Source organism: Xanthomonas sp. LMG 12459 (genome assembly GCF_009192905.1).
In the GTDB taxonomy this organism is placed as follows: domain Bacteria; phylum Pseudomonadota; class Gammaproteobacteria; order Xanthomonadales; family Xanthomonadaceae; genus Xanthomonas_A; species Xanthomonas_A sontii.
Genome location: NZ_NSGT01000004.1, coordinates 239,920 through 252,500 on the forward strand (window position 1 = coordinate 239,920; position 12,581 = coordinate 252,500).

At 67.4% G+C, this 12,581-nt stretch carries 9 protein-coding genes and 2 rRNA genes (1 of these 11 running past the window's edge); 5 read left to right on the forward strand and 6 right to left on the reverse strand.

Going from position 1 to position 12,581, the window contains the following annotated elements:
• Positions 1-90: 90 nt before the first annotated feature.
• Complete coding sequence (locus tag CEK65_RS01880) at positions 91-1,431, reverse strand: outer membrane protein transport protein (protein WP_043094362.1); 1,341 nt, start codon at positions 1,429-1,431, stop codon at positions 91-93.
• Positions 1,432-1,676: 245 nt separating this feature from the next.
• Between CEK65_RS01880 and CEK65_RS01885 the strand changes: the two genes are divergently transcribed.
• Genes CEK65_RS01885 through CEK65_RS01895 form a run of 3 tightly spaced genes read left to right on the forward strand, consistent with a single transcriptional unit; the run spans position 1,677 to position 3,716 of the window.
• Positions 1,677-2,369 (forward strand): rhomboid family intramembrane serine protease, encoded by a 693-nt coding sequence (locus CEK65_RS01885; protein ID WP_043094361.1) that lies wholly within the window; start codon positions 1,677-1,679, stop codon positions 2,367-2,369.
• A gap of 35 nt (positions 2,370-2,404) precedes the next feature.
• A complete protein-coding gene (locus tag CEK65_RS01890; RefSeq protein ID WP_017908048.1) occupies positions 2,405-2,725 on the forward strand; it encodes a DUF1820 family protein in 321 nt (106 codons plus the stop codon).
• Positions 2,726-2,729: 4 nt separating this feature from the next.
• The gene (locus CEK65_RS01895; RefSeq protein ID WP_152180584.1) at positions 2,730-3,716 is read left to right on the forward strand and encodes a D-2-hydroxyacid dehydrogenase family protein; all 987 of its coding nucleotides are present in this window, start codon (positions 2,730-2,732) and stop codon (positions 3,714-3,716) included.
• A gap of 66 nt (positions 3,717-3,782) precedes the next feature.
• On the opposite strand, the gene CEK65_RS01900 is transcribed toward CEK65_RS01895, so the two are convergent.
• Together CEK65_RS01900 and CEK65_RS01905 are read right to left on the reverse strand one after the other, a co-directional pair.
• Positions 3,783-5,297: a S41 family peptidase gene (locus tag CEK65_RS01900; RefSeq protein WP_152180585.1), complete on the reverse strand. Its 1,515-nt coding sequence runs from the start codon at positions 5,295-5,297 to the stop codon at positions 3,783-3,785.
• 104 nt (positions 5,298-5,401) lie between these two features.
• Positions 5,402-6,628, reverse strand: a complete 1,227-nt coding sequence (locus tag CEK65_RS01905) for a peptidoglycan DD-metalloendopeptidase family protein (RefSeq protein ID WP_152180586.1) — start codon at positions 6,626-6,628, stop codon at positions 5,402-5,404.
• Positions 6,629-6,815: 187 nt separating this feature from the next.
• Between CEK65_RS01905 and CEK65_RS01910 the strand changes: the two genes are divergently transcribed.
• Complete coding sequence (locus CEK65_RS01910; protein ID WP_017908044.1) at positions 6,816-7,478, forward strand: hypothetical protein; 663 nt, start codon at positions 6,816-6,818, stop codon at positions 7,476-7,478.
• An 81-nt stretch (positions 7,479-7,559) separates the two neighbouring features.
• Positions 7,560-9,302 carry a M28 family metallopeptidase gene (locus CEK65_RS01915; RefSeq protein WP_152180587.1) on the forward strand — a complete coding sequence of 581 codons (1,743 nt, stop codon included), beginning with the start codon at positions 7,560-7,562 and terminating at the stop codon, positions 9,300-9,302.
• Between the two features lie 314 nt (positions 9,303-9,616).
• On the opposite strand, the gene CEK65_RS01920 is transcribed toward CEK65_RS01915, so the two are convergent.
• The 3 genes from CEK65_RS01920 to CEK65_RS01930 form a co-directional block, all read right to left on the reverse strand.
• The gene (locus CEK65_RS01920) at positions 9,617-10,684 is read right to left on the reverse strand and encodes an NAD(P)-dependent alcohol dehydrogenase (protein ID WP_152180588.1); all 1,068 of its coding nucleotides are present in this window, start codon (positions 10,682-10,684) and stop codon (positions 9,617-9,619) included.
• 633 nt (positions 10,685-11,317) lie between these two features.
• Positions 11,318-11,432, reverse strand: a 5S ribosomal RNA gene (gene rrf, locus CEK65_RS01925).
• A gap of 155 nt (positions 11,433-11,587) precedes the next feature.
• Positions 11,588-12,581: ribosomal RNA gene (locus CEK65_RS01930) — 23S ribosomal RNA — on the reverse strand (it continues 1,886 nt past the right edge of the window).

Consider the following 12,581-nt stretch of genomic DNA (forward strand, 5'->3'; position numbering starts at 1 on the left):
CTGCCGCAGCGCGCGCCATGCGCCGCGGACAGGCATAAAAAAAGCCCCGCCGAAGCGGGGCTTTTTCGTGGAACTGCGAAGCGCCTGCGATCAGAACTTGTAGTTGACCGAGGCCGCCAGCACGTTGCCGCTCACGTCGTAGTCGCCGACCAGGCGGTTGCCGGTGGCGCTGGTGGTGGCGATGCTCGGATCGTTGGTGAACAGGTGGGTGTAGCCGAAGCTGTACTCGGTCTGCTCGGACGGCTTCCAGGTCAGACCCAGCGAGACCCACTTGCGGCTCGCGTCCGGCACGCGCACGTCGCGGTGCTGGTCGGTGGTCGGGGTCTGGTCGTAGGCCAGGCCGCCACGCAGGGTCAGCGTGTCGCTCATGCGGTAGTCGGCGCCCAGCGACACGAAGGTGGTGTCGCGGTACGAGAAGTCCAGCACGCTGTCGGGCTGGTTGGAGGCGAAGTCGACGGTGACCTTGTCGAACTTGCTCCAGGCGGTGCGGGTGACGTCGGCCATCACCGTCCACTGCTCGTTGATGTCGTGGGTGAAGCTGGCGGTGGCGCTGGCCGGCAGCTTGACGGTGGCGCGGCCCTTGGTGTCGACGAAGGTGCCCGGCGCGGCGAAGGCCAGCACGGTGGCGGCATTGCCCGGCACGGTGAAGTCGGCGTCGCCGTCGGTGATCTTGTGCTCGACCTGCGAGCGGTAGCTGAAGCCGATGTGGGTGTGCTCGTCGACGCTGAACAGGCCGCCCAGGGTGAAGCCGACCGCGGTGTTGTCGCCCTTGATGCGCGAGAAACCGTCGGCGCTGCCCGGCGCGAAGCCCGGCACGCGGCGCGAGGCCAGGACGGTGCCGAAGTCGATGGCGTTGGTCAGTTCGATGTCCAGGCGCTCGGCGAACACGGACGCGCCGAAGGACACGTACGGGTTGACGTCGTAGGAGAAGGCGAAGTTCAGGTCGATCGCCTGCAGCTCGGTCTTCACGCCGTTGTAGCGGCCGACCCAGTCGCGGTCGTATTCGGTCTTGAAGCCGAACGGCACGGTCAGCGAGGTGCCGAAGTGCATGTTGTTGTTTTCGCCGAACGGCATGTGGAAGTACGCGGCCGGAACCGGCGCGATCATGCCGGCGTCGCCGCCACGGCCACCGGAGATCGGCTGGCCATTGGCGTAGGTGCCGCCGTTGCCCTGGTACTTGGCCGAGAACTGGATGGCGCTGACGTCGGCCTGGAACACCTTGCCGTCGAGCTGGCGCATGCCGGCCGGGTTCACGGCAATGATCGAGGCATCGCCGGGGGCGCTACCGGAGCCGGCGAAGGCGCGGCCCAGACCCTTGGCGCTGTTCTCCTTGAGCTGGAACGCGGCGCCGTGCGCCTGGCCCATGGCCAGCGCGCCGACGATGCCGACGGCCAGAGCGGTGAAACGGACGAACTGGGTTGCGTTTTGCATGGCTAGCTTTCTCCGGAAGACGAGTGTCTGTGTTCGCGCCTGCGCATTCCCGGGCCGGAATGGTCCAGGAATGCGCGCCGGAGTCCCCTCCCGACATACGACGCCGTATGCGAGTATACCCCGCACCGTTAACTAAACAATAACGACATGATGCGTTCAGCTTCGTGTGGAGTCGGCGTGCGTTCAGCCGGATGAAGTCGTTATCGTGGCGTCCCTGGCGGTCTCCGGCTCCCCCGTTCCCTCGCATGTTCGTTTCCATCCCCTCCCGCGAACGCACCACGCTGCGCTGGGCCACGCCGTTGTTGTTCGCGGCGATGTGGCTGGCCTTCCTGTGGTCGATCAGCCGCCCCGACGAGGCCCGCGCGACCCTGTGGCTGGACTGGGGCGCGCTCTCGGCCGGGGTGGGCAGCCCGCGCGACTGGCTGGCCACGGTGCAGGACGGCAGCGTGCTGCGCCTGTTCACCGCGCTGTTCCTGCACGCCGACTGGTCGCACCTGCTCGGCAACCTGGTGTTCCTGCTGATCTTCGGCCTGCCCGCCGAACGCGTGCTGGGGCCGTGGCGGTTCCTGCTGCTGTTCCTGGGCGGCGGGGCGATTTCCAACCTGGCCGCGGTGTTCGCGGTCGGCACCCCGGACCGGGTGATCATCGGCGCCAGCGGCGCGGTCTCGGCGCTGATCGGCACCTACCTGGCGCTGTTCCCGCGAGCCAAGCTCGGCGTGGTGCTGCCGCTGGGGCTGTTCCTGGAATTCGTGCGCGCCCCGGCCTCGCTGCTGATCGGCACCTGGGCGGCGCTGCAGGTGGTGTTCGCCTACATCGGCCCGGCCTTCGGCATGGTGGCGTGGTCGGCGCACCTGGCCGGCTTCGCCTTCGGCATGATCTACGGGCTGTACGTGCGCGCGGCGATCGCGCGGCGGCTGCGCAAGCGCAAGGGCTTCTGAGCCGCCTGCGGCAACGGCGCCCGTATACTGCGCGCATGTTCAAGCATCTGTACAAAGTGACCTTCCTCAACCACGGCAAGGTCTACGAGCTGTACTGCCAGCACGTGGGCAGCAGCCATCTGTGGGGCTTCACCGAGATCGGCACGCTGGTGTTCGACGTGCACGACGGGCTGGTGATCGATCCCACCGAGGAACGCCTGCGCGAGGAGTTCGGCGACACCAAGACGCTGCATCTGCCGATGCAGAGCATCGTGCGCATCGAGGAAGTGGAGAAGAAGGGCCAATCGACGATCCGCGACGCGGCCACCGGCGAGAAGGTGGTCACGCCGTTCCCGATGCCCGGCAAGCCACGCTGAGCCGATGCGCATCCTGATCGCCGACGACTATCAGGATGCGGTGCGCCACCTGCCCTGCTTCGCGCGGCTGCAGGCGCACAACGTGCGGGTGCTGACCGCGCTGGCGCCCGACCGCGAGACCTTCGTTCGCCACGCCGCCGAGGCCGAGGCGCTGGTGCTGATCCGCGAGCGCACCCGCATCGACGCCGCCCTGCTGGCGCGCCTGCCGAAGCTGCGCCTGATCAGCCAGACCGGGCGGATCGGCGAACACATCGACCTGGCCGCCTGCACCGCGCGCGGCGTGGCCGTGGCCGAAGGCGTCGGTTCACCGTTGGCACCGGCGGAACTGACCCGGGCGCTGCTGATGGCCGCCAGCCGGCGCCTGCCCGCTTACCGCGATGCGCTGCGGGCCGGGCACTGGCAGGCCACCGGCGATGCGCAGCTGGGCCGCAGCCTGGACGGACTGACCCTGGGCATCTGGAGTTACGGCAAGATCGGCCGCCGCGTCGCCGCCTACGGCCGCGCCTTCGGCATGCGCGTGCAGGTATGGGGGAGCGAGGACAGTTGTGCGCAGGCGCGCGCCGACGGCTTCGCGGTCGCCGCCAGCCGCGAGGCGTTGTTCGCCGAGAGCGATGTGCTCAGCCTGCATCGCCGGCTGGTCGCGGCCACCCGCCACCAGATCGGACTGGACGACCTGCTGCGGATGAAACCCGATGCGCTGCTGGTCAACACCAGCCGTGCCGAACTCATCGCGCCCGGCGCGCTGCTGGCCGCGCTGGACGCCGGACGCCCGGGACAGGCAGCGCTGGACGTGTTCGAACAGGAGCCGGTGCTGGATCCGCGGCATCCGCTGCTGCGGCATCCGCGGGTGCTGGCGACGCCGCACCTGGGCTACGTCGAACAGGGCAGCTACGACCTGTATTTCGGCGCCGCCTTCGACAACGTGCTGGCCTTCGCCGCCGATGCGCCGCAGCGGCTGGCCAATCCAGAGGTCCTCAGCGTCGCCGACTGAGCGGCTGGCCACCGACGCCGCGCAGCGGCCACGCCGCGCGCGATGGCGAGGTGGGCCGCCGTCGGCTCAGGTGCCGGAGGCCGGCGCAGGCCCGGTCTTGTCGGAGCCGGTCTTGTCGGACTCGGTCTTGGCAGGTTCGGACTTGGTGGGCTCGGGCTTGGTCGGTTCCGCCGCCGGCTGCTTCGCCGGGGCTGCCTTCGGCGCCGCGCCCGCCGGCTTGTGCGCCGGCTTGGCCTTGCCCTTGCCGGCCGGTGCCGCCGCGGCCGCCCGCGCCACCGCGCCGGGCTGCTTCAGTTCGGCCAGCGCCTGCGCGATCGGGCCGTCGCCCGGCAGCACGTCGCCGGCGGTGTAGCCCTCGGCGCCCTCGTCGTCGCCATGCAGGTGGCCCGGCAGGGTCGCTTCGCTGTAGTCGGCGATCGCCGCCGGCTTGTCGGCATCGTCCGCGCTGGCCTCCGGATGCAGCACCACGTCGGGCACGATGCCGCTGGCCTGGATCGACTTGCCGCTGGGGGTGTAGTACCGCGCCGTGGTCAGCTTGACCGAGTCGCCGTTGTCCAGCGGCAGCACGGTCTGCACCGAGCCCTTGCCGAAGGTGCGGCTGCCGACGATGCGCGCGCGCTTGTTGTCGCGCAGCGCGCCGGCCAGCACTTCCGAGGCGCTGGCCGAACCGGCATCCACCAGCACCACCATCGGCGCGCCGTTGAGCAGGTCGCCGGGGGTGGCGTCGAACTTGGAATCGCTGACCGAGATGCGCCCGCGGGTGCTGACGATGGTGCCCTTGTCGAGCACGTCGTCGGCCACCTGCACCGCCGCGGTCAGCAGGCCGCCCGGATTGCTGCGCAGGTCCAGCACCAGGCCGCGCAACTTGCCGCCGGCCTGCGCCTGCAGCTGCTGCAACTGCTTGTGGAAATCGGCGCCGGTGTCGGCCTGGAAGGTGCTGATGCGGATATAGCCGTAGCCGGGTTCGAGCATGCGGCTGCGCACGCTGGCCACGCGGATGGTCTGCCGGGTCAGGGTCACGTCGAACGGCTTGGCGACCTTGTCGCGGGCGATGGTCAGTACGACCTTGCTGCCCGGCTCGCCGCGCAGCGGCTCCATCGCCTTGACCGCGCTGATCGGCTTGCCGTCGATGGCGATGATGATGTCGCCCGAGCGCAGGCCGGCGCGCGCGGCAGGCGTGTCGTCGATCGGCGAGACCACCTTGAGCGTGTTGTCCGGCAGTTGCAGCAGCTCCACGCCGATGCCGTCGTAGGCGCCGCTGGTCTGCTCGTCGAAGGCTTCGGCGTCTTCCTTGCTGAAATACGTGCTGTGCGGATCCAGGTCCAGCAGCAGGCCGCGGATGGCGGACTGCATCAGCTTCTTGTCGTCGACCGGATCGACGTAGGCTTCCTTCACCGCGTTGTAGACCGCCACGTAGCGGCGGATCTCGTCCAGCGGCACCTTGGCACTGGCCGATTCGGTGGAATCCGGATCGTCGGCGCTGGCCGCCGGGGCCGTGGGCGTCTGCGCCTCGGCGCGTTGCGCCATCGACGGCAGCGGCGCCAGAGCGAGCAACAGGGCTGCGGACAGGACTACGCGCATGAAGCACTCCGATTGGGGAAGACCCGCACCGTGCACGGCGCGGTTGTCCGGATTATGCGCGAAGCCGAGCTAAATTCGCGTTGAACGCGCCGCAGCCGCGTGGCTCAGCGGCGCTGCAGCCACGACGCCGGATCCACCGGCTGGCCATTGCGGCGCAGTTCGAAGTACAGCGCCGGGCGGCCCTGGCCGCCGGAATTGCCGACCTTGGCCACCGCATCGCCGCGCTTGACCTTGGCGCCCGCGTCGCGCAGCAGGGTGTCGTTGTGCGCGTACAGGCTCATGTAGCCATTGCCGTGGTCCACGATCAGGATCATGCCGTAGCCGGTCATCCAGTCGGAGAACACCACCGTGCCGTCGGCGACCGCGGTGACGGTGCTGCCGGCGGGCGCGGCGATCAGCACGCCGCTACTGGTGCGCCCATCGGGCAGCCGGCCGCCGTAGCGCGCGATCAGGTCGCCCGACAGCGGCCAGCCCAGGCCACCGACCTTCAGCGGCGGTGCCGAGGCGACCACCTTGGGCGGTATCTTGCCGCCGCCACGCCCGGCCTTCGCCGCGGCCTTGGCCTGCGCCGCCTGTTCGGCCGCCTCGCGCCTGGCCGCGGCGCGGCGCTCGGCCTCGGCGCGGGCGGCGGCGGCACGCAGGTTGGCGAGCAGGGTTTCCAGCGCCTTGGCATCCTGGCCCAGCGCCTTCTCGCGTTCGCTGCGGTCCTGGTAGCGCTGGTCCAGCTCCGAGACCACGCTGGCGCGCTGCTTGCGGTCGCGCTGCAGCGCCTGGGCCTGTTCCTGCTGGCGGCGCTGGGCCTCGCTCAGTTGCTGCTTCTGTTCGACGACCTCGCGCTGCACCTGTTCCAGCGCCTGCAGCTCGTGGGTCAAGGTCGCGATGCGCTGCGCGCGCTCGCGCTGCAGATAACGGTGATACGCCAGCAGGCGGTTGGCGTCGGCCACGCGGTCCTGCGCCAGCAGCAGCTTCAGCGGCGCATTGCCGCCGATGGCATAGGCCGCCCGCAGCAGCTGCGCCAGTTCGGCGCGTTGCCGCGTCAAGCCACTGCGCAGGCCATCGCGCTTGCGCTCGAGCTCGGCCAGGGTCTGCTGGTGCCGCTGCAGCGCCTGTTGCGTCTGCGCCAGGCTGCGGCCGGTGACGGCGACCCTCTCGTCGGCCTCGCGCAACTGGCGTGCGGCGTCGCCGCGCTTGCCTTCCAGTTGCCGGCGCTCCTCGGCCACGCTCTTCAGCTCGCTGCGCACCTTTTCCAGGCGCTTCTCGGCCTCGCGCGGATTCTGCGCCGCGGCTACGCCGGCGGTCAGCAGCCACGTCAGCGCCAGCAGGCGGCGCACAAGGCCGCGCCAGTGTCCGGGCGCACGCCGCTCGGCCGCGCGGGGCGCGGCGGAATGCGATGGGACAGGCGCGGCTGCGGGCAAGCGAGGGTCCAGTGACTTCAGGCAGGTGTGGATTGTAGCGAAGCGTGTTGTGATCGCCCCACGATTGATTGCGGCCGCATCGCCGGCGCCCGGGAGGTGAAGGATGAAACGCATGCATCTGGCGGTTGTGCTGGCGCTGGCCCTGACGGCCGGCCCGGCGTTCGCGGGCGAGGGCATCAGCAAGGTCAACGGCAGCATCACTGCCGACGCCGGCAAGCAGTACGGCGATCTGGAAACGGTCAACGGCAGCATCACCGTCCAGTCCGGCGCCCAGGTGGGCAGCGTGGAAACGGTCAACGGCAGCGTCAAGGTCGCCGACGGCGCGCAGACCAAGGGCTTGTCCACGGTCAACGGCGGCATCACCCTCGGCGAGCGCGCACAGGTCGCCGGTTCCATCGAAACCGTCAACGGCGGCATCTTCGTCGACCGCGGCGGCCGCGTCGGCGGCGGCATCGAAAGCGTCAACGGCAGCATCGGCCTGGTCGCCACGCAGTTGGACAAGGGCATCGAGACGGTCAACGGCGACATCACCGTCGGCCACGATTCGCATGTCGGTGGTGGCATTTCGATCAACAAGCCCAGTTTCAGCATGTCGTTCAAGCCGACGCGCAAGCCACGGGTCATCGTCGGCCCGCGTGCGGTGGTGGACGGCCCGCTGCGCTTCGAGCGCGAAGTGACCCTGTACGTGCATCGCAGCGCCAAGACCGGGCCGATCACCGGCGCCACCGCGCTGCCCTTCGACGGCGACACCGCGCCGAACAACTGAGCCATGCCGCGACGACGCGCCCGCCCGGGCGCGTGCGGCTTGCCTATAGAATCCAGGGTTCCCTCGCCATCAGGAGCCCCCATGTCCCGCAAGCTCGTGCTGTGCCTGGCCGCAGCCGCCGCGCTGACCGCGTGCAAACGCGAAGCGCCTGCCCCGGCCGCCGACACCGCGCCACCGGCCGCGGCGCCCGCACCCGCTGCGGCGCCCACGCACGCGTTCTCCACCGGAATCGCACCGGCGGACTTCGCGGAACTGGTCAAGACGCTGTCCTCCGATGCCTTCGAAGGCCGCGGTCCGGGTACGCCTGGCGAAGACAAGACGGTCAGCTACATCCGCGACCAGATGCAGCGCATCGGCCTGCAACCGGGCAACGGCGACAGCTGGTTCCAGGACGTGGCGATGACCGAGACCACCGCGGCGCCGGGCACCACGCTCACCATCGCCCACGACGGCGCAGCACGGCAGCTGGCCTTCGGCACCGACATGGTGGTGGGCACGCGCACCGGCCAGCCCGAGGTCAAGCTCGATGGCAGCGACATGGTCTTCGTCGGCTACGGCGTGGACGCGCCGGAGCAGAAGTGGAACGACTATGCCGGCCAGGACTGGAAGGGCAAGACCGTGGTGATGTTCGTCAACGACCCCGGCTTCCACACCGGCGATGGCAGCCTGTTCGAAGGCAAGCGCATGACCTACTACGGGCGCTGGACCTACAAGTTCGAGGAAGCCGCGCGCAAGGGCGCCGCCGCCGCGTTGATCGTGCACGACACGCCCGGCGCCAGCTACGGCTGGGACGTGGTCAAGAACTCCTGGTCCGGCGCGCAGTACGACCTGCCGGCGAAGAACGATCCGGAGCCGCGCATTCCGGTGCAGGGCTGGCTCACCGCCGAGGCGGCCAAGCAGCTGTTCGCCGACGCCGGCCTGGACCTGGCGCAGGCCTACAAGGACGCCAGCAAGCGCGGCTTCAAGCCGGTCCCGCTGAAGGCCAAGCTCTCGGTGGACCTGAAGAGCACCATCGCCGAGAAGACCTCGCGCAACGTGGTCGGGGTGCTGCCCGGCGGCAGCCGCGCCGACGAAGCGGTGCTGTACATGGCGCACTGGGATCACCTGGGCAAGCACGAGGGCGAGCCCGGCGACAACATCTACAACGGTGCGGTCGACAACGCCACCGGCGTGGCCGGCATCCTCGAAATCGCCGAGGCGTTCGCGCACCAGCAGCCCAAGCCCGAGCGTTCGGTGGTGTTCCTGGCGGTGACGCTGGAGGAATCGGGGCTGCTCGGTTCCAAGTACTACGTGGCGCATCCGACCTTCCCGCTGAACAAGATCGCCGGCGTCATCAACCTCGATGCGATGCCGGTGGACGGGCGCGCCAAGGACCTGGTGGTCAACGGGTTCGGCAGCTCCCAGCTGGAAGACCTGCTCAAGCCGATCGCGGCCGCGCAAGGCCGCGTGCTGCACGCCGAAGACGCGCCGCAGAGCGGGTTCTACTTCCGTTCGGATCACTTCAACTTCGCCAAGGCCGGCGTGCCGGCGCTGTACATCGACGGCGGCGAAGACCTGGTCGACGGTGGCATCGAAGCAGGACGCCGTGCGGCAGCCGAGTACGCCAAGCGCTATCACACGCCAGCCGACGAGTACGACCCGGCGACCTGGAAGCTCGACGGTGTGATGGACGACCTGCAGGCGGTGTACGGCGTTGGCAAGGAACTGGCCGCCGGCGACAGCTGGCCGAACTGGTACGCGGACAATCCCTTCAAGGCCGCACGCGACAAGATGATGGGCAGGCCGACGTCGTTGCCCGCGGCCGAGCCTGCCGCCGGCAAGTAGGCGGCGGCTTCCTTCGTGTCATGGCAGCGGCGCTTCGGCGCCGTTGTCGTCTCTACCCCCATCGGTCGCGCGGCGCACTGGGCATCCTCGCCGCCACCACCTCGTGCAAATCGCTTACCGCACGCAGCGGTGCGCGGTTGCCGGACGTCTTCCGAGCGCCTCGAATGCCGATCGGAAGCCCACGCGTAGAGCACTTCGGCCGCGACGAGAGCTACCGCTACAGAAACGCCCGGGCATGCGCTGCCCGGGCTTTCATGGGATGACGATGACGCATGACGTGACCGCGGCGGCTGACCGCCACGGTCGCCGTCGGCTCAGGCCGCTTGCTTGGCCTGCCCCAGGCTGGCCATGTCGATGACGAAGCGATACTTCACGTCGCCCTTGAGCATGCGCTCGTAGGCCTCGTTGATCTGCGCCATCTCGATCGTCTCGATGTCGGACACGATGCCGTGCTTGGCGCAGAAATCCAGCATCTCCTGGGTCTCACGGATGCCGCCGATCAGCGAACCGGCCAACTGGCGCCGCTTCATGATCAGGTTGAACACCGTCGGCGACGGATGCGGCTCGGCCGGCGCGCCGACCAGGGTCATGGTGCCATCGCGCTTGAGCAGGGTCAGGAACGCATCGAGGTCGTGCGGTGCCGCCACGGTATTGAGGATGAAATCGAAGCTGTTGGTGTGCGCCGCCATCTCGTCGGCGTTCTTCGACACGACCACCTCGTTCGCGCCCAGGCGCAGCGCATCCTCGCGCTTGCCGGCCGACGTGGTGAACAGCACGACATGCGCGCCCATGGCGTGGGCGATCTTCACGCCCATATGGCCAAGGCCGCCCAGGCCGACGATGCCGACTTTCTTGCCCGGGCCGACCTTCCAGTGATTCAGCGGCGAATAGGTGGTGATGCCCGCGCACAGCAGCGGCGCCACCGCCGCCAGCTGGTCGGCATCGTGGCGGATCTGCAGCGTGTACTTCTCGTCGACCACGATGTGATCGGAGTAGCCGCCATAGGTGTTCTCCCCGCCGAACATCGGACCGTTGTAGGTACCGACGAAGCCGTTCTCGCAGTACTGCTCTTCGCCATCGGCGCAGGAGGCGCAATGCCGGCAGCTGTCGACCATGCAGCCAACACCGGCCAGGTCGCCGACCTTGAAGGCAGTGACCTGATCGCCCACCGCGGTAATGCGGCCGACGATTTCATGACCGGGGACGGACGGGTACTGGGTGTTGTGCCACTCGTTGCGGGCGGTGTGCAGATCCGAGTGGCAGACGCCACAGTAGAGGATCTCGATGCTGACATCATGCGCACCGAGCGCACGGCGCTCGAAGGTGAAGGGGGTCAGCGGCTGATCGGATGCCTGAGCGGCGTATCCATTGGCTTGGCTCATGGGGAAGGCCTCGTGGTGGGTGAAAGGGGCCGAAGGGCGGTGCGCATGTAGAGCAATCGATGCCTACGCGGTCGCCTGAGGTGGAAAAGTCTAAGCGGCGGGGCATGAAAGAGACGCATCGCCACATGGAACGGTGCGATGCGCGTCGTCAAAACGCCTCACCGAGTGCGGAGTGGCCCACATGTTCGGCTGAACGCCAATGCACTTGACGGTGACATGTGGACGCGCCGACCGGCATTCATCGGCAGATTGCACGTGAGCGGATCTGCAATCGATGAGAAACGCGCACCAGGAAGTGCGCGTAATGCATCCAATGACCAGTCACAGGATCGCCTACATGCTCTGTCCACTTTGGACGCAGAGTCGGTTCGATCGTGCAGTAGGCCTTGGCAGGCAGATGCTCGTAGGCCGGGTTGCCGCTTGTCGACAACAGACGCCCAGGAGGCCGTGGAGGAACCGAGCCCCTCTCCCGCCGGGAGAGGGGTTGGGGTGAGGGTACGGCGCGCAGCCCGCGGGTGGCATGTCGCCGCGGGGCGTGCGCCTGTGCTTCGCTCGCCTGCGTGCGTCGTGTTGGTATTTCGCCCGCGCAATAAAAAATCCCCGTCCTAGTGGGACGGGGATTTGGGGTAAAGCCCCTGGCGATGACCTACTCTCGCATGGCTTGAGCCACACTACCATCGGCGCAGCTGCGTTTCACTTCCGAGTTCGGGATGGGATCGGGTGGTTCCACAGCGCTAATTTCACCAGGGAGACGGTTGGAGTGTCGCCGCGTGCGTGTTCTCGGTTGTTGGACCGAGGACGGCAGGGCGCCAGCCTCTCATGGGTTGTGATGTAGCGAGCGAGTGAGAGCGATCGACGTGTGTCGCGCTAAGGGATGCTTATGAGGAAGCATCTTGAGGTTATATGGTCAAGCCGCACGGATCATTAGTATCAGTTAGCTCAATGCATTGCTGCACTTACACACCTGACCTATCAACCACGTAGTCTACATGGTTCCTTTAGGGGACTTGTGTCCCGGGAGATCTCATCTTGAGGCGCGCTTCCCGCTTAGATGCTTTCAGCGGTTATCGCTTCCGAACATAGCTACCCGGCAATGCCACTGGCGTGACAACCGGAACACCAGAGGTTCGTCCACTCCGGTCCTCTCGTACTAGGAGCAGCCCCTCTCAAATCTCCAACGCCCATGGCAGATAGGGACCGAACTGTCTCACGACGTTCTGAACCCAGCTCGCGTACCACTTTAAATGGCGAACAGCCATACCCTTGGGACCGACTACAGCCCCAGGATGTGATGAGCCGACATCGAGGTGCCAAACACCGCCGTCGATATGAACTCTTGGGCGGTATCAGCCTGTTATCCCCGGAGTACCTTTTATCCGTTGAGCGATGGCCCTTCCATACAGAACCACCGGATCACTAAGACCTACTTTCGTACCTGCTTGATCCGTCGATCTTGCAGTCAAGCACGCTTATGCCTTTGCACACAGTGCGCGATGTCCGACCGCGCTGAGCGTACCTTCGTGCTCCTCCGTTACTCTTTAGGAGGAGACCGCCCCAGTCAAACTACCCACCATACACGGTCCCCGATCCGGATTACGGACCTAGGTTAGAACGTCAAGCACGACAGGGTGGTATTTCAAGGATGGCTCCACTGCAGCTAGCGCCACAGTTTCATAGCCTCCCACCTATCCTACACAGACGAACTCAACGTTCAGTGTAAAGCTATAGTAAAGGTTCACGGGGTCTTTCCGTCTTGCCACGGGAACGCTGCATCTTCACAGCGATTTCAATTTCACTGAGTCTCGGGTGGAGACAGCGCCGCTGTCGTTACGCCATTCGTGCAGGTCGGAACTTACCCGACAAGGAATTTCGCTACCTTAGGACCGTTATAGTTACG

Bases quoted from the DNA above. Each gene is read 5' to 3' on its own strand.
- CEK65_RS01900 (WP_152180585.1), bottom strand. From the start codon at position 5,297: ATGCGCGTAGTCCTGTCCGCAGCCCTGTTGCTCGCTCTGGCGCCGCTG.
- CEK65_RS01885 (WP_043094361.1), top strand. From the start codon at position 1,677: ATGTTCGTTTCCATCCCCTCCCGCGAACGCACCACGCTGCGCTGGGCC.
- CEK65_RS01915 (WP_152180587.1), top strand. From the start codon at position 7,560: ATGTCCCGCAAGCTCGTGCTGTGCCTGGCCGCAGCCGCCGCGCTGACC.
- CEK65_RS01910 (WP_017908044.1), top strand. From the start codon at position 6,816: ATGAAACGCATGCATCTGGCGGTTGTGCTGGCGCTGGCCCTGACGGCC.
- CEK65_RS01890 (WP_017908048.1), top strand. From the start codon at position 2,405: ATGTTCAAGCATCTGTACAAAGTGACCTTCCTCAACCACGGCAAGGTC.
- CEK65_RS01880 (WP_043094362.1), bottom strand. From the start codon at position 1,431: ATGCAAAACGCAACCCAGTTCGTCCGTTTCACCGCTCTGGCCGTCGGC.
- CEK65_RS01895 (WP_152180584.1), top strand. From the start codon at position 2,730: ATGCGCATCCTGATCGCCGACGACTATCAGGATGCGGTGCGCCACCTG.
- CEK65_RS01920 (WP_152180588.1), bottom strand. From the start codon at position 10,684: ATGAGCCAAGCCAATGGATACGCCGCTCAGGCATCCGATCAGCCGCTG.